Below are 22273 nucleotides of genomic sequence, written 5' to 3'. Positions count from 1 at the left end.
CCTGCGCCCGCCATTTCGTGAAAGGAGAACCCACCACGTGACCGACCTGAAGCCGGAGCAGGACTCCCCCACTGCCGAGTACGGATTCCTGGAGCCGCTCGACGACGACGCCCTCCAGCACGTCCGCCAGGCCGTCAACAGGCTGCTGTACGCGCGGCGCGCCGCCGAGCTGACCGCGTTGGTGGAAGCCGAGTTCGCATCCACCACCCGTCACGGCGACGCCATGGACAGCACGGCGGCAGTAGTCCGCGTCATCTTCAGCACCGTGTGGAACAGCTCGCGCGGCACCTACTGGGACGACGAGGTGAGCGTTCACCACGCCGACGGCATGGTCACCGCTGGCTGCCATTGCCCGGAGGCGTACGACCTCCTGGACGAGCTCACCACGCTCGCGCCGCCGGCCGACGGGGAGCGCCTGGTCGTCGACCTTCCCGCGCTGAAGACTGCCGAGCGCCTGACGTGCATCGTGTGCGACCACCCCGGGTGCGCCATCCCCGGCAGCGAGCCCGAGGTGTGGGGCTGCGAGAACTGCGCAAGTCCCCTTGCCGTCCGCCACCACGAGCACCGGAGCAACACCGCGTGCCCCGGCTTCGTCCCGCTCGGCAGGGCCCAGGGGCCCGCTCTCGCCCTCCGTTCGGAGCACCTCGGTACCGCCGCTACCGGCGGCGGGAACGCGGTTCCGTAGACGGCGTGGCCAAGATGCGGTCACCGTACAACTCTGCATGACGAATCTCCGTGAAGAAGTGACCAACTCCTTCGTAGGGCCCGGTCATCTCGGCGAGCCGCACACCCAGGTGTGCCTTCCGCCGGAAGCCGCCGAGCTCCCTGATAACGGCATCGCGCAGCACCGGGTCGGCGCCTCGCTCTTTCAGGCACGCGAGGATGCGTTCCTGCAGGCCGCCTCGTGCGAGCTCGTTGGCCAGGAGGGCCACGACTGCCGCCTTCCCGACGCGGCGCCGCGCTGCCCACTTGAAGATGTTCATCGTGCCTTCTTCCTTTGGTGAGGTGAGTGGTCAGATGCCGTTGTGGCTTGTGCTGGTGGCGGCCAGGGCGATGGCACCGGCCATCAGGTCGCTCTCGAGGAAGCCGACGTCGGCAAGCCGCGACGGAGCGGCGTAGGCTTGGAGGATGCGTTTGGTCATCTGTATGGCGGGGGCTGGCCTGCGGGCGATGGATGCGGCCGTCCTGCGGACGCTGCGCTCCAGTTCCTCGGTGGGGGCGACCGTGTGCAGCAGTCCCATCTGCTGGGCCGAGGTGGCGTCGATGACCCGGCTGGTCAGGACCATCTCCGTGGTGCGGGCGAGGCCGATCTGGCCGATGATCCGCGCCAGCGCGCCACCCCACACCGGCGGCAGGCCGAGTGCTGCCTCGGGCAGCCGGAAGGTGGAGTCCGGGCTGCCGATGCGCAGATCGCAGGCGGCCGCCAAGCCCACGCCGGCGCCGACGGCCCGGCCGTGCAGCTGAGCCACGGTCACGAGGTCGGGTAGGGCCAGGGCCTCGAAGAGCAGGCGGGTCTTCTCACCGATGCGCGGCACCGCGGCGGGGGCCCCGGTCAGCTCGCGCCGGTCGCCGCCCAGGCAGAAGTCCGGGCCGACGGCACTCAGCACGACCGTGCGGAGGTCGGCGGGCCTGCCGCGCAGGACGGCGAGCAGGTCGTCCACCAGGGCCTCGTCGAGGACGTTGCCTCGGTCCGGCCTGGTGAGCTGGACGTACAGCACCGCCCCGTCACGGTGCACGGACACGTTCTTCATGCCGTCGGACACGGGGGCTTCTCCTTCATCGTGACGTTGCGGGAACAGCGGCGGGGTTAGCGGAGCGTCAGCGAGGTGATGCGCCGGAAGGCCATCCGCGGCTCCCAGCGCGGTGGTGCTGCGAGTTGCAGGTGGGGGAACCGGCGCAGGTAGGCGCGCAGGAAGGCGGCTGCTTCCAGCCGGGCGAGGCCCGAGCCGAGGCAGTAGTGCACCCCGCCGCCGAAGGCGAGGTGAGGACCGCGGCCGCCGCGGTCGACACGGAAGCGGCCGGCCTCGTCCGTGCTGGCAGGGTCGTGGTGTGCCGAGCCCACCAGGACGTACACCAGCTGTCCCTCCCGGACCCTGGCACCGCCAACGACCGTGTCCTGACGGGCGATCCGGCTGCACACCTGGACCGGAGGGTCGAAGCGCAGCACCTCCTCGACCGCGTCGCCGACTGCGTGCGGGTTGCGCCGCAGCCAGTGGGCCTGTTCGGGGTGGGCCGCCATCAGCCAGGCGGTGCTGTTGAGCAGCGAGCTGGTCGTCTCCACGCCGGCCATCAGCATGAAGGTGGCCACGCTGCGCACCGCCTCGTCCGCTGCCGCCCGGTCCGGCTCGTGGGCGTCCCAGGCCCGCAGCCAGGCGGTGATGGCGTCGTCTTGGGGGCTGCGTCGCCGGTCGCGCACGAGCGCCCGGAAGTAATGCGCCATTGCCTCCGCGGCCTGGTCGGCCTGCGCAAGCTGCGGTGCTGTGGGGAAGAGCTCCTGCGCGTAGGAGATGTGGTGGACGCAGGAGCGGAGCAGCGGGAGGTCCTGGGCGGGCAGGCCCATCCAGCGGCCGATGGTGATGATCGGCAGTTCTTCGGCGACCACGGCGGTGAAGTCGGCGGGGCTGTCCTCGAGATGATCGGCCAGCCGGTCCAGCAAGACGGTGGTGGTGTGCTCGACCAGGGGCTCGAGGCGCTGCAGCGCGGGCCGGTCGAAGACGGCGCCGAGCGCGCGGCGTTGCTGGGTGTGGACGGGCGGGTTGAGGGTGATCAGCATGCGGCCCAGCTCGCGGGAAGCCGGCGTGGTCCACCGGGCGCCCTGCTGCTCCCGCCATGTGGCGTCCAGCGTGAGCAGGGACCGGCTGCGCAGGGCCGCGGAGCAGGCGCGGTAGCTGGTCAGGAGCAGTCCCCACGGGGTCGGCACGGCATCGCCCAGGGACCGGAGCTGCGCGTAGAGGGGGTAGGGGTCCGCCTGGCCTCGTGCGGACCGGATGGAGGACAGCAGTGCCACGGCCGCCCGCGAATTGGCGCCGGTTGCTGTGTGGCGGTCGGCCGGGATGTCCTCGACGTGGGGTTCCCTCAGGTCGGGCATGGTTGGTCTCCCTTCACTCGCCGCTCGCTCAGGCGATGTGCAAGGAGTCTGTTTCGCCCGCCCTGTGGATGAATTCCGGCCAAGTACGGCGGGCAGCGGGGGTGGTGCCGGGGCTATTGTCCGCGACGGCTTGACGGCGATGGCCCGGCCGGGCGGCGACCGTATAGTCGCCACCATGCCCCGTACCGCATCCGCCCCTGCGTGGCCGGAGGCGTGCCGTCTGCGCCGACGGTTCGCCGTGGCCGCCTGGGGCCTGGCCCTCCCCGTTGCCGGCGGCGCCGCAGCCGCGGCCATCGCCGCGGCGATGGTGCACAACGACATCGCGTCCCTGGTGCTGGTCGGCAATGCCGCCGTCATGGCGAGGGCCGCCTACGCCTGTGTCTCTCGCGTACGGGCAGTGCGCTCACGCGTCGTTGGCAGCGCGGCCGCTCTGCTGCTCGCCGCGGCCGGCCGTGGAGGCGATCTGCGCCGGGCCGCCGAGGATTTCGAGCTCTGCATGGTCGGGGCCCGTTCGGCCGCGGGTCTGCGGATTCTCCCGAAGAAGGCCGCCGAGGCCTTCGGCCGCGATGTCGTGCGCGAAGCCGAGCACGGGGAGCTGACCACCGGCACCCTGTCGCGCGTCAGTCTGGTCGAGCGCGCGGTGCACGACGGTCAGCGCGCGGCCGACGGGTGTGCGGGCGGTGTCGTCGAGGGGCTCTGAGGGTCAGCGGCGGTTGGTGCCCCGGCGTGGGGAGTACTCCTCCCAGCGCTCTTGTTCGTACTGGTCCTGGAGGTCCTGGATGCGCGGGTCGCTGTAGCGGGGTTCGAGGAAGATGTTGCGGTAGTCCGGCTTGGGAGACAGGGGCTGGGGCCGCCGTCGGGGAGCCGGCCGCGGGCCTTGAGCCGGCCGACGGTACACGGGGTGCACTGCTTCTCCATTCTCAACATCGGGGGCTGGGTGGGGCGATGACGGTGCGGACGGTGCCGGCCTTCGTCTGCCGTCCAGTGCCGACGTCTCACCATGAGCGTGCCGCGGACGGGGACGGACCGGGGCTGTTGAGGGGCTGCTGCTCATTCCGGTTCAGGGCCTCGCGCGCCTCCTTCATGAAGAGCAGCTCGCCGTCGTGTCCGGCCCGCTGGCACGTCCGGTCCGCCCGTTCCCGCGCAAGGGTGCTCCCGGCCTGCAAGGCGTCGAGGAGCGCGCCCACTTCGGCGGCCGCGGCGCGGACGAGCGCGGCGTCCGTGTCCTGGCCGCGGTACCAGCTGGCGGTGCGTTCGACCTTGCGCCACTTCTCGGCACATGCCACCGCCGCAGCATAGGCATCAGCTGCCCGGACGGCGGCGGAGGCCGTGGCCGGGGCGCCGGGGCGCGCGGGTACAGCACCCGACGGCGCGGTGTCTGCGCCGAGTGCTTGTGCGGCCTGCTGCGCGTTCTCGTTCATCTGGCGCACCGCGTGCCGGAGCCGGTGCTGTGCGCGTGCGGCCGCTTGTCTCAGCTCGTAGGCGATTTCGGCGGCCAGGGGGTCGACGGGCGGGACGGTCACCGGCTGTCCCGGTCGCGGGCCGGTGGGCGGGGTGTCACTCACTACGGCTTCCTTGAAAAAGGCGGCAAGGCCGTCGCCTTGGGCCTGCGGGGTGTAGGGGTTCACTGCGCGGCGGGCGACCAGCGCCCGCTGGTGATCCTGCCTACGCGGTTGAGGAGTTCGTTGTGCTGCTCGATGTCCTGCTCGACCGCTTCGAGTAGGGGAGAGGACGTCTGGAAGCGGTTGTTGTTGTAGTCGGGTGCAGGGTGGATCTGCCAGTTGCCGGCGGCGATGCCGCATCCGGCCGCAATCGTCTGCCACTGGGGCAGACGTCCGTGACCGACCGCCGACTCGTAGGTGTCGACCAGCGCGGCGATCGGCTGGGCGGCGCGGTCGAAGGCATGGGCCGCTGCGCGCGTCGCTTCGTGGGCCTCGATGAGGTTCAGGAGCCGGGAGTTCCAGCGGCCGTCCTCAACTCCGGTGCGCAGCACGGCGTAGTGGCTGTCCATGGCCTCTCGCGCGGTGGCGTACTCGGTCCACAGCGGCGCGGCGCGGGTGAGGTGGGGCTTCAGCTCCTGCTGGAAGCGGGCGATGTTCCACAGCTCACGGGCGGCACGGAGCTCTTCCTCGAGGGCGATCCGGTCCTCGCGCGGCATCTGTGGGTCGAAGGGGAGGGGCTGGGGTTCGGGCTCGTGGCCGGTGAATTCGCGGAAACGGAAGACGCGCTGGGGGCCCCATGGGCGGTCGACGGTCTCCACGGACAGCAGATGCGGGTGATGGCCGGTGGCGCTCACGGATCTCCTCGGGGGTCTTCCTTGTCATCCATGGCCCCCGGGGGCAGGACGGAGTGCTCCTCCTGCCCCGGGGGTGTGTGGAGCACTCAGGCCGCGTCGGGGCTCTGCTTGCCCGCGCGGCGCTTGGCGTGGGCGCCGGCGCCGACCGCCGCGGCCCCCAGGGCGAGCAGTCCGCCGGCCGCGATGCTCAGCGCGGTGCTGCCGTCAGCGCCGGTCGAGGCGAGGCTGGCAGCCGCCGGAGGGGAGGCGAGGTCGGCCGTACGGTCGCCTGCGGAGGTGCCGGTGTGCTCCTTGGAGTTCCCGCGGTCCTGGCCGTCGCTCTTGTCGCCGTCAGACGAACTGCCGTCGTCGTGGCGGCGCGTGTCGTCGGAGTCGTCGCCCTTGTGCCCGTCGTGCTTACCGGGGTCCGTGCTCGGATCGGGGGTGGGCCGGGGAGTCGGCTTCCCGTGGTCGGGGGTGGGGTCCGTGCCGGGGTCCGGCGTGGGCTTGTCGGGGTCCGGCTTCGGATCGGGCTTCGGGTCGGGGGTCGGCTTCCCGGGGTCGGGCGTCGGGTCGGGTGTGGGCTTGCCCGGGTCGGGGGTGGGGTCCGTGCCGGGGTCCGGGGTCGGCTTCCCCGGATCCGGCGTGGGGTCCTCCGTGCCCGGGTCGGGTGTGGGCTTGCCCGGGTCGGGGGTGGGGTCCGTGCCGGGGTCCGGGGTCGGCTTCCCCGGATCCGGCGTGGGGTCCTCCGTGCCCGGGTCGGGTGTGGGCTTGCCCGGGTCAGGGGTGGGGTCCGTGCCCGGCTCGGGGTTACCCGGGCCGGTCGTCGGGCCTGCGCCGTGCTCCGGCCCGCTCGGGGCCGTCACCGTCACCGTTGCCGACCGGGCCGCCTCCGCGGCCGTCTCGGCGTCCGACTGCGATGTGTGATCCGGTGCGCTCGAGACCGGCTTGGAGCCGGCGGGAATCTCGGTTGCGGACGCGCTCGGGGCCACCAGGACACCGGTCGCGGCGACGACTGCAGCCGTCGCCGCCGCGCGCAGGACGCGCATGCGGGTCTTACGCATGAAAGGGATCAACCTCTCTTCTAGAGATGCATGAGGCACAGGCCCGTCACCGCTCTCGGGAGCCGTGCAGCGCCTGCCAACTCCCGAAGTCTCTGCCGCCCGCCCTGTGGATAAATTCCGCAACCGTCACGCCCAAAGCGGCACATACAGCGCACTCATTGCATATCGGGATTGACTTCGCGATGACAGCCTGCGTGAGCAGTTGCCCGGTGGCGGACTCCGGGCTTCGTGAGCCCGCGTCAGCAACGCCTGGCGCCCCTCAAACACACTCGAACGCACAGTTGTTCGCCCGCGGCTAGGGTGCGAGAAGGACCCGTTCCCGATCATCGGAGGCACGCATGAGCAAGGTCACCAACAGCATCACCGGAGGCGTGATCACCGGAGCCGTGTGGCAGGGCGAGGACATGACCGTCGTCGGTGGCTGCGAGCACGGCCGGCTGGCGTCCTCCAGGTCGGGCTCCGTGGCGGAGGACGATTCGGTGCTGACGCGCTGGGAGTCCCATCAGATCGCCGACATGCTGCGGCACTACGCGACCTTGGATGGGACCACCGCGCGGCTTGCCCGTTCGTGGGCTGACGAGTTGAGCACTCCGGGCCGCCGGCCCGGCCGCTGACCTCAGCACGGCGGTGCTTCACCCGCCAGGGGGATTGTGGCGAGGTGATCCCAGTGGATGTACTGACCGGTGTGCCACTGCGCGACCAGCGACAGGGACGTGATCCTCAGCGTCACCGGTCCGTACGGGCAGTCCGAGAGCCATGCCTTGAGCTCGGCGCGGTCGGCCCGCTGGGTGGGAGTCGGCGAACCGTAGCCCAGGGACAGATGGGGATAGTAACTCGCGGGTATACGTGGGAAGTTGTCCTGGGTGACCTCCGCGCCCGCCCGGGCGGTCAGGTCCCACAGCCGACGGGCCGGTGCCCCCGGACGTCCCGGGCACTCGATCGCTACGCGCCCGACACTGGGCCGGTCGAGGGTGACGTCGAAGGGTGCGATCTGCTCGCACTCCCCCGTCACGATCTCGGCGATCTTCTCGGCCTGACCGGGGGCGAGGTCGTCCAACGGCTGGCCGTGGAGAAGGGTGATGTGCGCCCATTGCGCCTCTACGGGTGCGATTCCGGGCCGGTGCGTCAACTCCCGGTAGGGATCGACCAGTTTGCGGTGTATGAGGGCGGTATCAACCGTTAGGTGCCAGTGGAGGTCTTTCCGGAAGGCCGGGTAGGGGTACCGGCGGTTGGTGACCTCGTCGAAGAAGCTGTCCATGTCGTTCTCCCGTCGTCGTGGGGTGGGTGTCCGTTCGGCTCCCGCCGCTGATGCGCGGGGCCGGGGGATGTTCGCGGCCGCTATGGGTGGTGCGCCGTGCGGGGTGTGAGGTGCCGGCGGGTGAGGGTCAGGACTGCCACGGCCAGGGCTGCTCCGGTGAGGGCGATGCCGGTGGCGGCGGTGTGCCCGTACGCTGCGGCGGCGCCGGTCAGGGCGGTGCCGGCGGACTGGCCGAGGCCGAGGCAGGCGATGAGCCAGGCGGATGCCTCGCCGAGTGTGCCGTCGGGTGCGAGGTGGTCCAGGGCGGTGAAGGCGGTGATGAGGAAGGGTGCGAGGAAGAGTCCGGGCACGGTGGCGGCAAGGACGGCCCAGGCGGGGGACGGGTCGGGGAGCACCAGCAGCAGGCCGAGGAGTATTCCGGCTGCGGTGCTGCGGAGTTGGGCGGGCGGCTGGCCGGGCCAGAGGCGGCGTCCGTAGAGCAGTCCGCCGGTGAGGCTGCCGACGGCGAGGGCGGCCGGTATCAGGGTGGCGAGGTATCCGGCGTGGTGGCGTTCTGCCGCTGCGAGGGCGATGACGTTCAGGGCGCCGAGGGCGATCCCGGTGCCGAGGAAGGCGGCGGCGAGTGCGCGCGGTCCGGGCGCGTGGAGGGGGCCGAGCCAGGTGGCGGCCGTGCGCGGGGCCGGTGTCCAGCAGCGGGCGGGGTCGGCGCTGAGGAAGAGGGCGACTCCGGCGAGTCCGGTCAGGGCGGTGGCGCCGAGGACCGTGCCGGGGCTGGAGCAGTTGTTGAGGACGAGGACCAGGAGGGGGCCGGCGATGAAGACGCACTCCTGGGCGCATCCGTCGAGGGCGAGGGCGGCGCGGCGCGCGTCGGCGCGGCGCAGGACGTGGGGCCACAGCACGCGCAGGGCTGCTTCGAGGGGTGGTGTGCTCACTCCGGCGAGCGCGGTGACGGCGGCTGCGGCGGCGGGCTGGCCGGCGGGGTGGAGGAGGGCGAGGGCGGTGAAAGCGGCGGTGGAGCAGGCGGTGCTGAGGGTGAGGGTGGTGGTGTGGCCGCGGCGGTCGAGCAGCCGGCCGAGGGCGGGCTGGCCGAGGGCTGCGGTCAGCCCGTAGACGGCGGCGAGGGTGCCGGCCAGGGAGAGGGAGCCGTGGTCGGCGCGTACGGCGAGGAGGATCGCCAGCGGTGCCATGGCGACGGGGAGGTGGCCGATGACGGCGCCGGCCAGGAGGCGGGCGACGTGGGGTGCGGTGAGCACGTCGCGGTAGCGGACCGGGGCGGGCGGGGCCGGGGGCGGTGCGGTGGTGGTCACGCGGTGCTGTCCTTTGCGTCAAGGCATCGTCCCGGCCCGCCGTCTGGCAGGATCGGGGGCCGGTGGACGGGGTGCCTGCGGTGAGCGAGGAAATTGCGCGCGGAAAGCTCCCGCCCCGGGCTGCGCCGCAGGGCGGGAATCGGGAGTTTCAGCCGCCGTTGGGGAATACCGGGGGCGTCCATCCCACATATTTGGCGCCCCATTTGCTTTCGATGAGGTCGGCGTCGACCACGTCGATATAGCCGTTGCGGAGAATGTCGTTCGAGGCGACTTTGCCGCCGCCGAGGTAAACGGCGATGTGGCCTGCGCGATGGCCCGTGTCCCAATACATCAGGGCGCCGGGCGGCGGGTGGCGGTCGCCGTCGTGGCGCATCTCTTTGGGGACAACGGTGTAGTGGTCGATGGCGTACGTGACGCCGGAGAAATTCCAGCCGTAGACGATCGCCGTGAAGGCAAGACACCTCGCGTACCAGTCGCCGGTGGAATTGATGCCGGCGTGGGCCTTGGCCCACGCGATGGCCTGTTCGACGGTGCGGGGGTTGTGCAGGGCCCAGGTCTGGCGGCCGTCGGTGAATTTGCCGCTGCCGTTCTTGGTGTTGCCGGTCGGAGTGGCCGGGCACTTGCCGGTGGTGCCGGACGTGGCGGGGTCGGCGGTGCTGGTGGTGGAGGCGGTGCCCTTGCGGCCGAGGTCGATGCCGGCTTCCTTGGCGATGCCCCGGGCCTCGGACTCGTGGCCGGAGTAGAGGGTGGGGAACTTCGATATCTGGACGGCCTGGGCGACTTCGCCCATGGGGCGGGTCTGCCAGTTGGGTATCTGCATCAGACCGCGGTTGGTGCCGCGGCCCTTGAAGAAGGACTCGGCGGCGAAGGTCGGGGTCATGATCTGCTCGACCGTTCCCCAGTCGGCGCTGGGGCGCTGCTGGAAGAGGCCGCGGCTGTCGAGGTCGCCGTAGTTGAGGTTTTGCAGTCCGCTCTCCTGCAGGGCGGTCATCAGGGCGATCAGGGTGGCCCGGCCGGGCAGGCCGAGTTTCTGGGCGACCTGGTCGATGGTCTTGGCGTTGGTGATCTGCTGCTGGCGGATGCTGCCGGTGCTCTGCCCGCGGCTGCTGCTGTTGACGGGCGTTGCGTTGTCGGTGCCGGGCCCGGAGTCCTGGCAGGAGGCTGCCGCTGCATCGGGGGCGGGCATGAAGGAGCCCAGCAGGATCAGCACGAGGCAGAACACGGCGGCGCCGATGGCTCCGAACTTCAGCCCGATGCCCTTCTTGACGACGCCGGATGCCTTGAGTGCCGCGTGGGCGAGGTCGGTTCCGTCCACGCCGCTACTCCTCGATTCCGAGGACGCGGGTGACCATCCAGGGCGCGCCGGTGTCGGCGCGGGAGACCTCGAGCGTCAGGCGCCGCTCGTAGGTGTAGTTGTCGGTGCCCTTGACGTCGACGGTGACGGTGGCCAGGCGCCAGACGCGGATGGGGGTGTCGGGGGCGGGCCGCTGGTCGCGGCCGGCGGGTTCGGTGATGACGACCTTCGACGGCTTGGCCTCGCGGGCCTGGGCGGCGACCAGCTTGTTGAAGTCGCGGTCGTCGTGCCGGCGCAGGTTGGCGGTCAGGGGGGCGGAGGCGTAGGGGGCGGCGCGCTGGACGGCGGCGGTGTGGGAGCCGTCCTGCAGCGGCAGGCGGGTGGAGTACCCGGTGGCGAATCCTTTCGCCACGTCGTCGGGGTTGGTCAGGGCCGGGGCGGGGCTGCCCGGGGCGACGGGCACCGGCGGGGTGTCGGGCTCGTGTTCGTCCGCGCTCGTGGTGGGGGTGGCGCGGGGTGTGGCGGTGGTGCGGTCGGAGGAGTGCTCCGGCCACAGCCAGGCAGCCCCCAGCACCGCACCAGCGATGACCAGGGCGAGGAGAGGGACGGTCAGGGGGGTGGGGGTGTTCTTGCGCTCGTTCTTGATCCACTGCGCGCGGGCGTCCCGCCGCGCGGAGCGCCAGGCGCGGGCGGCCTTGCGGCGCTTGCGGCGCGGGAGCTGCGCGAGGTCCTCGGGCAGCTGCTCCTTGCGCAGGGCCTCGCGCCATTCGGCGGCCGAGCTGGGGACGGGCGGGGCCTGGCCGGGGCGCGGGTCCGGCCCGGGGCCGGTGGCAGGGGGTATCTCGTGGTCGTCGTCATGCATGGCGGCGCTCCGTACGTGGCTGCGAGGGCGCAGAAGAAAGGGGGAATGAGGGCGTGACGGGATGGCCCCGGGGCGGTCCAGCCGCCCAAGGGGGGGCGGCCGGACCGGGGGTTCACGGCTGGGCCTTAAGGCCCGGTCAGGTCATGCGTCCTTGCCGGGCGGGGCCGGCGGCAGTGCGGGTGCGGACGGCCTCGGCCGGGAAGCGCCCGGGGTCACCGGGGTGCCGGTGACCGTGCGGGGGGCACGGGGTGCCGGGCGCTCGGGCCCGGCGGGCGGCGGCGGGTAGGACCGGAACCGGCCGGTGCCGTGGTCGGCGGAGCCGACGACGGTGCCGCGCAGGACGCGCGTCTGCGGCGCGGTGGGGTCGGGGATCCCAGTCCAGGGCGGTGAGCCGTAACGCACGCCGTAGCCCCCAGCCGCAGTGCCGCTTCCGGTGCCGGGGTGCATGGCTGCTGCGGTCCGGCGGCCGCGGGCACCGTTGCCCGCCTTCTGCCCTGCTGCCTGGGCCTTTTGCTGCGCCCCGGGGTTCCTCGCAGGCCCGGGTGTGCCCAGTCCCGTCCCGGCGCCATGGCCGCCGGGCCCACCCGTGGGATGGGGCGGTTGAACGGGCGGGGGCGGGTAGTTAGGCGCCGGGGGATGGTTCGGGCGGGGCGGGTAATTGGGCGGAGGGGGGAAATTACGGGATTGGTGGGTGCGGGTCGCAGCTGCAGCGCCCGACATGTCAGAACCGGAGGATCCGCCGCCGGTGACCGCTACCGGCTGGCGGTCCATGTCACCGAAGCCGGGGCGGTTGCTCTTGCCGGAGAAGGCCTTGCGCAGGCGGCGGGCGCTGGCCATGCGGCCGATGGTGCCGAGGAAACCGCGGCCGGCCAGCTGGGCGCCGCCGGCGGAGACGATGCCGTCGAGGCGCCCCTTGACCTTGAAGGCCATGACGGTGGCGCAGATGTTCAGCGCGGAGACCATGAGCCAGCCGTAGGTGCCCAGCATGGTGAGCATGGCGCAGGAGACGACCATGACGGAGCCGAGCAGCATGGTGGAGGTGAAGGAGACGAGCACCAGGCCCAGAAGCATCTCGAACCACGCCACACCCCATTGGCGCGGCTTGCCGGGGATGCACCACAGGGTGGCGAAGGCCACGCCGCAGACCAGGAGCATCAGTGCGCCGATCAGCGAGGCCAGGGTGGCGAAGGCCATCACGATGACCAGGGCGCAGAAGATCGTGGCGCTGACGATGGCCGCGGCGAGCACGGCGATGCGTCCGCCGGGTGTGTGGCCCTGGCGCCAGTTGACCGCGGCCTTGCCGACGGTCTTGTCGGTGAGGGTCGTTTTGAGGTAGTCCTCCCGGCCGTCCATGTCGTCCTTGAGCTTGACGATCGACGGGCCCCACTTCTGGCAGGCCTTGATGGTGCCGAGGTCGGCCACGCACCAGGGGGTGACCACGTACGTCCTCCACACGGCGTCGGCCGCGCGGCGCATGGTGTCGTCCTTGGCGTTGCCCGACCATTGGGGTTCGGGCGTCTTGAACGGCATGGCGGCGTCGTCGGTGCCGGTCAGGCCGGCGCCGATGGTGGTCATGGCGAGGTCCGAGCCGACTTTGCGGCCGTTGTCCACGCCCTTGACCCACGTTCCGGGGCTGACCAGCAAGGTGGTGGCCAGGGCCGCGCTGGCGGCGACCCAGGCGAGCTGCCCGAGCGGGGAGGTCTGGGAGCGCCGTGCCCAGGCGGTGAAGCCGCCGACCGCGAGGGCCGCGGGCAGGAACATCTGCACCATCGGTGCTGCGGCGGCGCCGATGGCGTGCTCGATGGGCTTTTCGATCTCCGGCAGGGAGACGAAGTTGAAGCACCACTCGACGATGACGACGGCGGCCCGGCCGATGACGGTCAGGATCCGCATGAGGAACTCGGCGATGCCGTTCATCCAGCCGTCGATCAGGTCGCCGCCGGTCAAGTCCGAGCTGAGCTGCTTGTCGAGCTGGAAGACGTCCGGGCTGTAGGTCTCGAAGAGCGTCCCCTGGCCGTCGGGCTTGATGGGAGAGGGCATCAACTCGCCGACGCCGCCCGGCGCGTAGTCGTCGGGGCCGTCGGCGGCCGCGGCCGGCGCCAGGGCGCCGAGCGTGGCCAGGATGCCGAGGAGCGGGATCAGCGCGGTGCGGGTGCGCGGCAGGCTCAGCCGCACACGCAGGAACAGGACGAAGAAGCGGTCCAGCAACGGCGTCAGCCGCCGCGCGCCGCGCGCCAACGGTGTGAACGCGCGGGCCAGGGCGCGCTGTGGGGGTGTCATGGTGGGCTGTCTCCTGGTGGACAGGGCGGCGTCGGCCGGCCCGCGGGTGCGGATCATGCGGCCTCCGACGATTCCGGCCCGTGCCTGTGGACAGATTCCGGACGCGCCTCGCCTGCCGCGCCCGCGGTGGCCTGGGTGCGCTGGTAGCCCTCGGCCTGGTCCTTCGGGTTGGTCGACAGCAGGCGGAACACCTCGGCGGTGGGAGCGTCGAACTGCATGGTGGCCACGCGGTCGCGCCGGTCACGGATGATGCAGTGACCGTGCTTGATTTCGCCGCGGATGTCCTTGCCCACGCCGTGGATCAGGGCCCGCGTGGCATCCGAGACCGGCAGGCGCAGCAACTCCGCCATGGCGTTCTGCTGCGCGGCCGTGGACTGCTCGAAGGCCAGCACCGTGGTGATCGCCTCCAGGACACCGTCGAGGCCGAGCAGGCTCTTGGGGTCCTGGGTGTCGATGGCCAGGGAGGTGTCGAGCGCGCGGCCGGTGCGTGCGATGTAGTCCAGGAAGCGGCGCCCGTCGTCCGTTCCGGTCAGTACATGGACTTCCGGCACGGCGACCACTTTGGGGAGGTTGCGCAGGTCGGCGCGGGCGGAGGTGGACAGCGCGTACGCGATCAGCCCGCGCATGAGCGCAAGGCAGACCCGCTCGGTCATCGTCATGTCACGTGGCGCCGTACCGGCCTGAGGCATCGTCAGGCCCGGAACCTGCACGAGCCACAGTCCCGGCTCCGGGCGCAGCGGGGAGGCCCCCGGGCGGGGGCGGCCGAGCAGGGGCGCGCCCAGCGGGGTGCGGGAGAGTTCCTCGAGGGCCTGGCCGGCCTCGGCCGCCAGGGCGTCGTCGCTGTGCTTGAGGAGTTCGATCACCCGCCAGGAGGCGGCGTCCTCATGCTGGGAGATCTCGTTGCACGCCTTGAGCAGATGCGTCTCGACGCCGGCTTCGCGCATACGCTCGGGCAGGATGATCAGCAGCTGGGAGACGACCTGCAGAGCGGCGTCACCCTGGGGCAGCAGCCGGTAAAGATCGGCCACGGCCGGGGTGTCGATACCGCAGGTGACGTGGTGGGAGTCGATGCCGTAGTACTCGCCCGTGCGGATCAGGCCGCCTTCATCGCCCTTGAACCCCAACATGAGGGCAAATGCACCTTTTTGGGCAGCGATGAGGGTTGCGAGCATCATGCTGGTGGTCTTGCCGCGGCCGGAGCGGCCAACGAAGGCCGTCGTGGTCGCATCGCCCCTGGCACTGCCGGCGGTGATGTCCAGGCGGCATACCCCCGGGGTCGTGCCGGTGAGCAGTCCGGCGACCGGGCCCTCGTCGTCGCCGGCCTCCGAGCCGCCCCAGAACATCGAGGCGGCCAGCGCGCTGGTGTCGCGGATGTGGCCGAGGTCCAGCACGCGCAGCATGTCGCCGATCTGGGACTCCAGCCACAGTTCGCGCTGCTCTTCGCTGGCGATACCCACGTCGATGCTCAGGCCGGCGTAGTGGGCGACGACCGCGTCGCAGCGGGCCCGCAGGTCCTCCAGCGACTCGGTGGAGGAGACGATCAAGCGCGGGTGGTCGGCCAGCAGCGTCATGCCGTCGCGGGACATCCGCTTGCGCAGATGCTCCATGACGATCTCGGTTTCCTCCGTCTCGGCAAAGGTCTCCCCCGCGCTGTTCTCGGCCGCGGACTTGCGCTGTTCCTTGGCCGTGGTGCGGACCTTGTCGACCTCCTTGATGGCCTGGCCCCGGGTCCAGACGTTGAAGCGCACGGATGCCTCCGGGCACACCAGGGCCTCAGCTCCGGTATCGGGGTGGGAGTAGGTGATCTCCGACAGGCAGCGCAGCCACTCCTGTTCGCCGGGGGTGTGCAACTCGGCGGGGAAGGTCGGCATGGCCAGGACGCTCACCCACGCCGCCGTCTCGCCGCGGGCGTCGAGCATGCGCAGGTGGTCGGCGTGCGGGACGGCCTTGGACTGGGTCAGGCGGACCAGGGAGGCGCCGGTGATGGCCGGCAGGTGGGGCGGGGCGGGCTGGGGGCGGTAGGACTCGCGGGAGACGGCCCACGCGAGCAGTTCCACCGGGGCGATCCGGGCCCGCCAGGGGGTGGCCTCCAGGCGGCGCTCGAGGCGGCGGGCCAGGGCGTCGAGCTGGGCGAGCTCGCCGTCGGCGAGGCCGGTGCGGGCCAGGCCGAGCGCGCCGGTGGTGGCCTTCTTCACGGTGGCGTTGGCCGCCGAGTCCCTCTCGGCGATCTTCACCCCGAGCAGGAGGTGACGCTGCGGCAGGTCGAGCAGGTCCAGGCGGTTGGCCCACATGTCCGCGACCGCCTCGACGTCGCCGGCGGTGAAGATGCGCCGCGCCTCGGCACGGTAGGCCTCGCCGTCCAGGCGCGACCAAAGGATCTTCAGGTGGCAGTCGTAGCCGGGGAGGATCTTCGCCAGGGCCAGGGCGGCCGCGTCCTGCTCGGCGTCCTGCCTCTCCTCCGGCATGAGGTCGGTGTTCGCGGCCGACAGGACGAACCATGCCTCGGCCGCTGTGTCCGTGACGATCAGGCCGTCGGATATCGCCTCCAGCTGAGGCTCCTTCATCAGCCGCTCGGCGCCCAGGCCCAGGAGCCGGCCCAGACGCGAGGCGCCCTTCTTCGCGGCCTTCGTCGTGCTGCTCATCGGTGGATCTCCTTACAAGGGGCGGTAGTTCAGTGGCGGGGCGACGGGCGGCGCGGCGGGGGTCATCGGCCCGGCTCCTTCGCCGGGTCGGTGCCGCGGGCGAAGGCGCGGGCCTGGGCCTGGGTGAGGTAGAGGACCTGGACCTCGGCAGGGGCAGCACCGGTGCGGGAGACCAAGTGCATGCGCCCGGGCCCGCCATCGGACCGGGCCGTGGGCGGCGGTTCGCCGCCGGTGGCCCAGCGCCAGGTGGTGTCGCTGGGGTGTGCGAGCAGGCGGGTGGTGAAGCGGTCGCGGGCGCGGCCGGGCAGGTTCCGGGGGACGTCGTGGCAGGCCATCACCACCCGTACGCCGGCCGTGCGGCCGTGCGCGAGCAGCGTGGTCAGGGCCTCTGCCGCCGCTCCGGTGCAGACGGCTTCGGCGGTGGCGGCGCTTTCGATCATCAGCACGCGCTGCCGTCCGCCGGGCCCGCTGCGTACCTGCTCGGCCAGCGCGGCCAGGTGACGGGCCAGGGCGTCGGGGTGTTCCACGCGGGTCATGCCGGGCAGGTGGTGTGCCCAGGTGTGCTCGAAGTGCAGGTCGAGCAGGTCGACCTCCACGCCGCGGCGCAGGTACTGCGCGACCAGGCCCCGCAGCGCGACGGTGCAGCCGTGGCCGGCCCCGCCGGCCAGCAGGACGTGCCCGTGCTCGGGGGTCAGCAGCACCGGCAGGTCGCCGACGCCGAAGCCGAGGACCGGGTGCTGCGCGGCCTCGACGGTGCGGGCGAGCCCGGGCAGGGTCAGCGGGGCGATCTGGCGCAGTCCCTGGACGGCGGGCGGCTGCACATCGGGGCGGGCGGGACGCATCCGGGAGATCAGGGTCGACAGCTTCACCGGCTCGCCTCCTTCTTCTTTTCGGGGCCGCGGGCCAGGGCGCGGGCTTCGGTGTCGGTCAGGTACAGGGCCTGAAGGCCCGTCATGGTGGTGTCGGCGACGTGGTGCATCCGGCCCGGGAGCAGGGAGGTGCGGGGTACGGCCCAGATCTCGGGGGCGATGCGGGACCACAGGGCGGCGGTGCCGGCGACCAGGCGGGCGGGGAAGACCTCGCGCACGGCCACCGTGCCGAGGCCGGGCACGCTGCCGCGCGGGTTGCCCGCGATGCTCTGGATCCCCGCGGCCCGGCCGGCCACCAGCACCGTAGCCAGGGCCTCGACCGCTGGTGCCTCCTGAAGCTGGCTCTCGGGCCGGGTCAGGGACCAGTAGTGGCGCAGGCCCTGCACCAGGCCGTAGAGGTTCTCGATCAGCAGCACCCGCCGCCCCGCCCACTCCCCCGCCCCGGCGGCGGGCGCACGGCGGCGCAGCGCCTGGGCGCTGTCGAGCAGGTGGGTGTGGATCGCGGCAAGGCCGGTGAAGACCTCGGCGCGCGGCAGCTTCCTCGCCCATGTGTGGGAGATGCCGCCGACATCGAGGATCTCCAGGCTCGCCCCCAGGGCGAGCGCCTGGGCGCCGATGGTGCGCAGCACCGTGGTGGTGCCGCCGCCGCTGGGGGTCGCCACCAGGACGTTCTCGAGGTGGGCGGGCAGGAAGACGGGCTCGTCGCCGTCGGCCAGGCCCAGCAGCGGGCCGTCCGCCCGGTCGAGGGCGGTAAGGGTGTGCGGGTCGGTGAGGCGGACGGTGCTGCGAAGTGCCTGGATGGGCATGACGGTCTGCAACTCCTTCAGTCCTTTCGGCGGGTGCGCTTGGCGGTCTTGGCCCGGGCGCGCGAAACGGCGTCCGGTCCGTAGAGCCGCAGCCGTGGCCTGATCTGCGCGCTCTTGCCGCAGGAGTCGGCGACGTCCGCCTCCTCGCCCGCGGCGAACGCCGGCCCGAACATGGGCATCTGCTCCAGGTGCGGGGCCCTCTCCCCCAGCCGCTGAGTCCGCAGCCGTAGGCCCAGGCGCGGCGCGGGAACGCGGCCGCGGCCGATCACCGGGCGCACCCCGAGCGCGAGGTAGCCCGCCCGCACCTGCCACAGCAGGAGGTTGGTGCGCCGCCAGTACGCGGTGGACCGCTTGGCCCCGTAGAACGTCAGCAGCAGCGGCGGCAGCAGGAAGAGAGGAACCATCAGCGGCTTGGAGGGGAAGCCGGCCACCAGCAGCAACAGCCCCCACCACACGGGGAAGAAGATGAAGCCGTACTTCAGCGTCGTGCGGGGGATGCCCTCGCCCAGGTCCAGGCCGAGGAGCTCGTGCTGCCGGGTTTCGATGTCCCAGTGCTGGGTGTAGGTGTAGGAGTTCCGCATGGCGGCGGCCCCGTCACCCGGTGAAGACCGCGGCGATCTTTCCGCCGATGGTCTTGAGGATGGATATGGCGGTGTTGGGGGTCCAGATCATCACCGCGACCACGGCGCCGCCGAGGCAGTGGGTGATCAGCGCTCCCCACTCTTTTTTCATCCAGTGGCCGAACGCGCGAACGGCCAGGACCGCGCCGAAGAGCGAGCCGACGATCGCGAGGACCCACTGAACCAGGCTGTCTCCGCCCATGGGTGTCTCCTAAAAGCGTGCGAATGGTGCAAATAGAGGGGTGTGGGGCCGCGATGTCGCGGGGTCGTGGCCGGCCCCGGGCCGTACGGGCGAGGGGTCAGCGGGCGGTGACGGCCCAGACCTGCCAGCGGGTCGCGCTGTTGGTGCGCACCTCGGTGAGGGTGATCCGGTAGGTCTGCTGGATCACGCCGCCGGCGAGCTTCCAGCGCGCGACGGCCGTGCCGGTGCGCTTGTCGCCCGAGCCGCCGTCCGCGCTCCAGCTGTCCAGCGCCTCCAGCGCGATCCCTCCGCCGAGCGGAGCGATGACGGCGCCCGGTGCCGCGGCCTGCCCTTCGGTACCGGCCGCCCAGGCAGAGAGGAAGGCGTTGACCACCGACCGGGTCGACCCGCTGAACCCGGCGTCGGGCTCGGGGTCCTTGGGCGCGGTGTAGTCGACGGCGGAGGGCATGCCCACCAGCGCCGGCTGCCCGGCAACGATCACCCGACCGCCGGCCTCGGCGACGGGGACCTCCAGGCCCCGCCAGCCGGAGACGGTCTGCTGCTTGCTGCCGCTGCCGGTGGTCACCGAGACCCGGACGTCGACCGCCACCCGCGCCCGCTTCCCTCCGGTCTGGGTCACCGTTCCGGCGATCGTCTGGGCCACCAGCTGCGAGCCCTCCCCGTTCCAGCCCGCCTTCGCATCCGCCCCCTTGGGCAGATCGACCGCGAGCTCCTTCTCCCGCGCCTCCTTCGCCTGGCCGTTCCACGTCAGGTACGAGCGCGCGAACCGCTCGGCGACCTGCTGCGCGGCCTCGGCGGGGACCTCGTCCTGGCGGGCCTCGGCCTGCCGGTCCGCCTTCGGCGCCGCCTGCTTCTGGGCCGGCGGGACGACCCAGGTGCGCACGCCGGTGGCCGCGGCCAGACCGATCACGCCCCAGACCACCACCCGGCCCGCCGTACGGGCCCGCCGCCCGCCAGAGGATTCCTTCTCCTCCGCCCACGCATACCCGTGGGCAGAATGCGACGTGTTTTCCGGCGGGCTGGGAGGCGCGTTCTCCTCGGCGGCGTCAGGGCGTTCTTCACCGCCCGTCTTCTTGTCTGGAAGATTCAGAATCCTCCGCAGCGTGCTCATCTCTGGCTCCTCGGCAGATGTCCCGACAACGGCTCCCGGAAGAAGGCATGGCGAATTAGCCGCGCCCCACGCCTGCGCGTCCGGGAAGCTCACTCTCGAAAGGTATGAGCGGGAGCCTGTGGATAAATTCCGGCGATCCTCCAGCCCGGCTACCGAGGAGAAAAGAGAACGGGGCCCGCACCAGGAGGTGCGGGCCCCGTGAGCGGAGTACCAGGTGTCAGCCGAAGTCGATGTTCCCTGTGAACGGGGGCACTCGCGTGCCCTCGCGGGAAACCCCTGCCCAGCGTTTCAGGTCGGACGGCTTGTAGAACTTTTCGGCTCCTCGCCGTTCCGACTCCGACGGGAAGTCAGGGTCCTCCGCCCGGGCGCGGCGGAGCTCGGCGATGGTGAGGTTCGGCAGGAATGTCTGCTGGGCTTCCCGCAACGTCACCGGAGCCTCTTCATCCTCGGTCTCGTCTTCTTCTTCGTCTGCATCCGCGTCTTCGTCCTGGGGCTCGGCGAGCACGTGGCCGGAGGGCTTGCTGTGGTCTGCGGGCGGTGCATCGTCGTTCTTTTCCGGTTCTTTCTCCGGCTCTTTTTCAACTGGGTCGCCGGAGTTCTCGGATGCGCCGTCCGCCCCGTAGTAGGCGGCGAGGGCCGAGTAGGTGAACAGCTCCTTCCCGCCGATTTGTGTTCCCACCGGAAAGTCCTTGCGGCGCCGCTTGTGCTGACGTATCAGGTCCGCGCTGACCGTGATCCCTTCGTCGGCCAGGCGCCGGGCGATCTCGGCGAGCGGCAGGAACTCCTCCTGCCCCCCGTCCACCGGCTGCTCCGCCTCCACCGGCCGGCCGTCCACCGCTGCGAGGCCCTCCTTCTGCAGGCTCACGACCTCACGCCCACTGTCACGCCCGGCGTCACGCTCACTGTCACGCCCCTCATCATGAGGCATCTGACCTGCACCTATACCCTCAGAACTCTCGATCTGGGGCGCCCGCTGCGCGAACGGCAACGGCCGTGACACCTGCAGCAGCGCCGGAAGCCGCTCCGGGCTGGGCGCCGGCGGCGACCCATACAGGTCGCCCGTGCTGTAGCCCCGCTCGGCCCGCAGCTTCAGGCAGTGCTCTCGGAAAGCATCCTGATCCGCATAGGGGACCTGGATCCAGACCCGGCGGTTCCCCTCGATGATCATCATACGGCCGGCCTTGTCCACGGATTCCGGCACCGGAGTCGTATTGACGATCATTTTCCACTGATTCGCATTGTAATTTCCCATGAGAATCAGGCGGAACATGTTGCGGAGGCCACGGTTACCTACAGCCGCTTCCCGGAGATCCTGGAAAACGCCGATGATGGTCACATTGACGTGACGACCCATACGCATGACCGAAGCGATATCGCCCCACATCGGGTCGCTGGCGGACTCTCCCTTTTCCTTGTTCTCCGTCCACCATTCCTTGGAGGCGTCCCCGAACTCGTTGCCCTCTTCAAGGATGAGCGTCAGCCGGTCGAAGTCCTTCTTCGGGTCCTGCTTCTTGATATAGTTGCGCGCCGCGACTTCCTGAGCGACCCAGGAAACAGCGGAACGCATATCCCCAATGTTCCCCGGATCGGTGTATAGGTGAATTCCCTCGATTCCCTCGAAACAGATGATGCTCGCCATCTTCACGTCAACACCGATGACAGTCGCGCCCTGGCCCACGAGCTGGGTGATGACCATCTGGAGGAAAGAGGACTTACCGCCACCGGAACCGACGGACAGGGCCCACATCGCTGTTTCGCCCGTCATCTCCTTGATGACCGGCCGATGCCGCTCATCGAAACCGAGAACGAACTGGCCCGGCTTGCACTGGGCAATAGCCTTCTGAACCTCGGGGCTGAAAAAGTCCAACGTCTCCGGCGGCTCCGGCTTCGGCGTCGGCTGTTTGGGATAAAACACCACGTGGAAGGGGTATTCCTTCAGGTTCCACTCCCCCGCCCACAGGCCGCCCATCCGTGCATGGACCAATTCCCGAAGCATTTCCTTGTGGCCGTCCTGCCCATGCCACCCGTCCGGAAGCGCGACCTTCACGAACGAGCGGTCCAACGGGATCGTCAGAGCCTTCAGCCGCTGGGCGTCGTCCCACGCCGGCATCAGCTCCTTCAGCGCCAGCGACATCGGCACCAGCAACCTCCGCATGTGCCGGCGCCGGGCACGGCCCCGCACCGCGACGACGACCACGACTGGGACCACCACGGCCGCCACGACAGCCGACCCCCAGATCACCCGCCCGTGGTCCTCCCACCACCACCACGTCAGCGCCGCCCACACCGCCCAGGCCAACACCACGCAGCGCATCAACGCCCGCTGCCACCGCGGCACACCCCCCACCCGCCCGGGCCCCTCCCCCATCGGCGCGCCGCTGACGAACCTGACGAGGGCGGTCACGCCCTGCTCCATACCCTCCTCTATCTGCCGATCGAACTCGGTCCGTGCCATGGCTCTCCGCCCTCTCGTTACACCAGGCAGCGCACCCGCACGCACGGCGGGGACGCTGGTCAGGAGGAAGGTACGAAGATCACCCTGTGGACAGTGGACAGCGTCGCTGCCCGTCGAGCTGGTGCAGCACACCTCGTGTC

At 71.2% G+C, this 22273-nt stretch carries 22 protein-coding genes; 3 read left to right on the top strand and 19 right to left on the bottom strand.

Annotation, left to right across the window (positions count from 1 at the left end; translation table 11 throughout):
- Positions 1-37: 37 nt before the first annotated feature.
- Positions 38-685, top strand: a complete 648-nt coding sequence (locus AB8735_RS39040; RefSeq protein WP_372412620.1) for a hypothetical protein — start codon at positions 38-40, stop codon at positions 683-685.
- Here the strand turns inward: AB8735_RS39040 and AB8735_RS39035 are convergent.
- From AB8735_RS39035 to AB8735_RS39025, 3 genes are read right to left on the bottom strand one after another with little or no spacing between them, the layout of a single operon-like run.
- The gene (locus tag AB8735_RS39035) at positions 657-983 is read right to left on the bottom strand and encodes a hypothetical protein (protein WP_372412618.1); all 327 of its coding nucleotides are present in this window, start codon (positions 981-983) and stop codon (positions 657-659) included. The genes AB8735_RS39040 and AB8735_RS39035 overlap by 29 nt on opposite strands.
- 30 nt (positions 984-1013) lie before the next feature.
- Positions 1014-1763 (bottom strand): enoyl-CoA hydratase/isomerase family protein, encoded by a 750-nt coding sequence (locus AB8735_RS39030; RefSeq protein WP_372412617.1) that lies wholly within the window; start codon positions 1761-1763, stop codon positions 1014-1016.
- Between the two features lie 44 nt (positions 1764-1807).
- Positions 1808-3088: a cytochrome P450 gene (locus AB8735_RS39025; RefSeq protein ID WP_372412615.1), complete on the bottom strand. Its 1281-nt coding sequence runs from the start codon at positions 3086-3088 to the stop codon at positions 1808-1810.
- A 175-nt stretch (positions 3089-3263) separates the two neighbouring features.
- On the opposite strand from AB8735_RS39025, the gene AB8735_RS39020 reads away from it, so the two are divergent.
- Positions 3264-3788: a hypothetical protein gene (locus AB8735_RS39020; RefSeq protein ID WP_372412613.1), complete on the top strand. Its 525-nt coding sequence runs from the start codon at positions 3264-3266 to the stop codon at positions 3786-3788.
- A 3-nt stretch (positions 3789-3791) separates the two neighbouring features.
- On the opposite strand, the gene AB8735_RS39015 is transcribed toward AB8735_RS39020, so the two are convergent.
- The 4 genes from AB8735_RS39015 to AB8735_RS39000 form a co-directional block, all read right to left on the bottom strand.
- The gene (locus tag AB8735_RS39015) at positions 3792-3995 is read right to left on the bottom strand and encodes a hypothetical protein (RefSeq protein WP_372412611.1); all 204 of its coding nucleotides are present in this window, start codon (positions 3993-3995) and stop codon (positions 3792-3794) included.
- An 88-nt stretch (positions 3996-4083) separates the two neighbouring features.
- Positions 4084-4653, bottom strand: coding sequence for a hypothetical protein (locus AB8735_RS39010; protein ID WP_372412609.1), 570 nt, complete (start codon positions 4651-4653; stop codon positions 4084-4086).
- Between the two features lie 59 nt (positions 4654-4712).
- Positions 4713-5384 carry a hypothetical protein gene (locus AB8735_RS39005; protein ID WP_372412607.1) on the bottom strand — a complete coding sequence of 224 codons (672 nt, stop codon included), beginning with the start codon at positions 5382-5384 and terminating at the stop codon, positions 4713-4715.
- Between the two features lie 86 nt (positions 5385-5470).
- The gene (locus tag AB8735_RS39000; RefSeq protein WP_372412606.1) at positions 5471-6427 is read right to left on the bottom strand and encodes a hypothetical protein; all 957 of its coding nucleotides are present in this window, start codon (positions 6425-6427) and stop codon (positions 5471-5473) included.
- 338 nt (positions 6428-6765) lie between these two features.
- Between AB8735_RS39000 and AB8735_RS38995 the strand changes: the two genes are divergently transcribed.
- On the top strand, positions 6766-7041 hold the full coding sequence (locus AB8735_RS38995; protein WP_372412605.1) for a hypothetical protein: 276 nt from the start codon (positions 6766-6768) through the stop codon (positions 7039-7041).
- A 2-nt stretch (positions 7042-7043) separates the two neighbouring features.
- On the opposite strand, the gene AB8735_RS38990 is transcribed toward AB8735_RS38995, so the two are convergent.
- The 12 genes from AB8735_RS38990 to AB8735_RS38935 form a co-directional block, all read right to left on the bottom strand.
- A complete protein-coding gene (locus AB8735_RS38990) occupies positions 7044-7685 on the bottom strand; it encodes a 2'-5' RNA ligase family protein (protein WP_372412603.1) in 642 nt (213 codons plus the stop codon).
- 80 nt (positions 7686-7765) lie between these two features.
- On the bottom strand, positions 7766-8992 hold the full coding sequence (locus tag AB8735_RS38985) for an MFS transporter (protein ID WP_372412602.1): 1227 nt from the start codon (positions 8990-8992) through the stop codon (positions 7766-7768).
- 148 nt (positions 8993-9140) lie between these two features.
- Positions 9141-10307: a peptidase M23 gene (locus tag AB8735_RS38980; protein WP_372412600.1), complete on the bottom strand. Its 1167-nt coding sequence runs from the start codon at positions 10305-10307 to the stop codon at positions 9141-9143.
- A gap of 4 nt (positions 10308-10311) precedes the next feature.
- Entirely contained in the window at positions 10312-11148 is an 837-nt protein-coding gene (locus tag AB8735_RS38975; protein WP_372412599.1) for a hypothetical protein, read from the bottom strand.
- Positions 11149-11289: 141 nt separating this feature from the next.
- A complete protein-coding gene (locus AB8735_RS38970; RefSeq protein ID WP_372412598.1) occupies positions 11290-13485 on the bottom strand; it encodes a hypothetical protein in 2196 nt (731 codons plus the stop codon).
- A complete protein-coding gene (locus AB8735_RS38965; RefSeq protein WP_372412596.1) occupies positions 13482-16070 on the bottom strand; it encodes an ATP-binding protein in 2589 nt (862 codons plus the stop codon). The genes AB8735_RS38970 and AB8735_RS38965 overlap by 4 nt, the downstream gene beginning before the upstream one ends.
- Before the next feature lie 62 nt (positions 16071-16132).
- The gene (locus tag AB8735_RS38960) at positions 16133-16939 is read right to left on the bottom strand and encodes a hypothetical protein (RefSeq protein ID WP_372412594.1); all 807 of its coding nucleotides are present in this window, start codon (positions 16937-16939) and stop codon (positions 16133-16135) included.
- Positions 16936-17745, bottom strand: a complete 810-nt coding sequence (locus tag AB8735_RS38955; RefSeq protein ID WP_372412592.1) for a cell division protein FtsK — start codon at positions 17743-17745, stop codon at positions 16936-16938. Before AB8735_RS38955 ends, AB8735_RS38960 begins: the two co-directional genes overlap by 4 nt.
- A 17-nt stretch (positions 17746-17762) precedes the next feature.
- Positions 17763-18326 carry a hypothetical protein gene (locus tag AB8735_RS38950; protein ID WP_372412590.1) on the bottom strand — a complete coding sequence of 188 codons (564 nt, stop codon included), beginning with the start codon at positions 18324-18326 and terminating at the stop codon, positions 17763-17765.
- A gap of 13 nt (positions 18327-18339) precedes the next feature.
- A complete protein-coding gene (locus AB8735_RS38945; RefSeq protein WP_372412588.1) occupies positions 18340-18567 on the bottom strand; it encodes a hypothetical protein in 228 nt (75 codons plus the stop codon).
- Positions 18568-18664: 97 nt separating this feature from the next.
- The gene (locus AB8735_RS38940; RefSeq protein WP_372412587.1) at positions 18665-19492 is read right to left on the bottom strand and encodes a conjugal transfer protein; all 828 of its coding nucleotides are present in this window, start codon (positions 19490-19492) and stop codon (positions 18665-18667) included.
- Between the two features lie 403 nt (positions 19493-19895).
- Positions 19896-22133, bottom strand: a complete 2238-nt coding sequence (locus AB8735_RS38935; protein ID WP_372412585.1) for a hypothetical protein — start codon at positions 22131-22133, stop codon at positions 19896-19898.
- Positions 22134-22273 lie beyond the last annotated feature (140 nt).

Source organism: Streptomyces luteireticuli, from assembly GCF_041519305.1.
In the GTDB taxonomy this organism is placed as follows: domain Bacteria; phylum Actinomycetota; class Actinomycetes; order Streptomycetales; family Streptomycetaceae; genus Streptomyces; species Streptomyces luteireticuli.
The sequence above is the reverse complement of the archived record's forward strand: the minus strand, read 5'-3'. Positions and strand labels throughout refer to the sequence as shown.

Excerpts from the sequence above, each read along its gene's own strand:
- AB8735_RS39035 (WP_372412618.1), bottom strand. The coding sequence starts at position 983 with ATGAACATCTTCAAGTGGGCAGCGCGGCGCCGCGTCGGGAAGGCGGCA.
- AB8735_RS39025 (WP_372412615.1), bottom strand. The coding sequence starts at position 3,088 with ATGCCCGACCTGAGGGAACCCCACGTCGAGGACATCCCGGCCGACCGC.
- AB8735_RS39020 (WP_372412613.1), top strand. The coding sequence starts at position 3,264 with ATGCCCCGTACCGCATCCGCCCCTGCGTGGCCGGAGGCGTGCCGTCTG.
- AB8735_RS39000 (WP_372412606.1), bottom strand. The coding sequence starts at position 6,427 with ATGCGTAAGACCCGCATGCGCGTCCTGCGCGCGGCGGCGACGGCTGCA.
- AB8735_RS38995 (WP_372412605.1), top strand. The coding sequence starts at position 6,766 with ATGAGCAAGGTCACCAACAGCATCACCGGAGGCGTGATCACCGGAGCC.
- AB8735_RS38990 (WP_372412603.1), bottom strand. The coding sequence starts at position 7,685 with ATGGACAGCTTCTTCGACGAGGTCACCAACCGCCGGTACCCCTACCCG.
- AB8735_RS38975 (WP_372412599.1), bottom strand. The coding sequence starts at position 11,148 with ATGCATGACGACGACCACGAGATACCCCCTGCCACCGGCCCCGGGCCG.
- AB8735_RS38970 (WP_372412598.1), bottom strand. The coding sequence starts at position 13,485 with ATGATCCGCACCCGCGGGCCGGCCGACGCCGCCCTGTCCACCAGGAGA.
- AB8735_RS38965 (WP_372412596.1), bottom strand. The coding sequence starts at position 16,070 with ATGAGCAGCACGACGAAGGCCGCGAAGAAGGGCGCCTCGCGTCTGGGC.
- AB8735_RS38955 (WP_372412592.1), bottom strand. The coding sequence starts at position 17,745 with ATGCCCATCCAGGCACTTCGCAGCACCGTCCGCCTCACCGACCCGCAC.
- AB8735_RS38950 (WP_372412590.1), bottom strand. The coding sequence starts at position 18,326 with ATGCGGAACTCCTACACCTACACCCAGCACTGGGACATCGAAACCCGG.
- AB8735_RS38945 (WP_372412588.1), bottom strand. The coding sequence starts at position 18,567 with ATGGGCGGAGACAGCCTGGTTCAGTGGGTCCTCGCGATCGTCGGCTCG.
- AB8735_RS38935 (WP_372412585.1), bottom strand. The coding sequence starts at position 22,133 with ATGGCACGGACCGAGTTCGATCGGCAGATAGAGGAGGGTATGGAGCAG.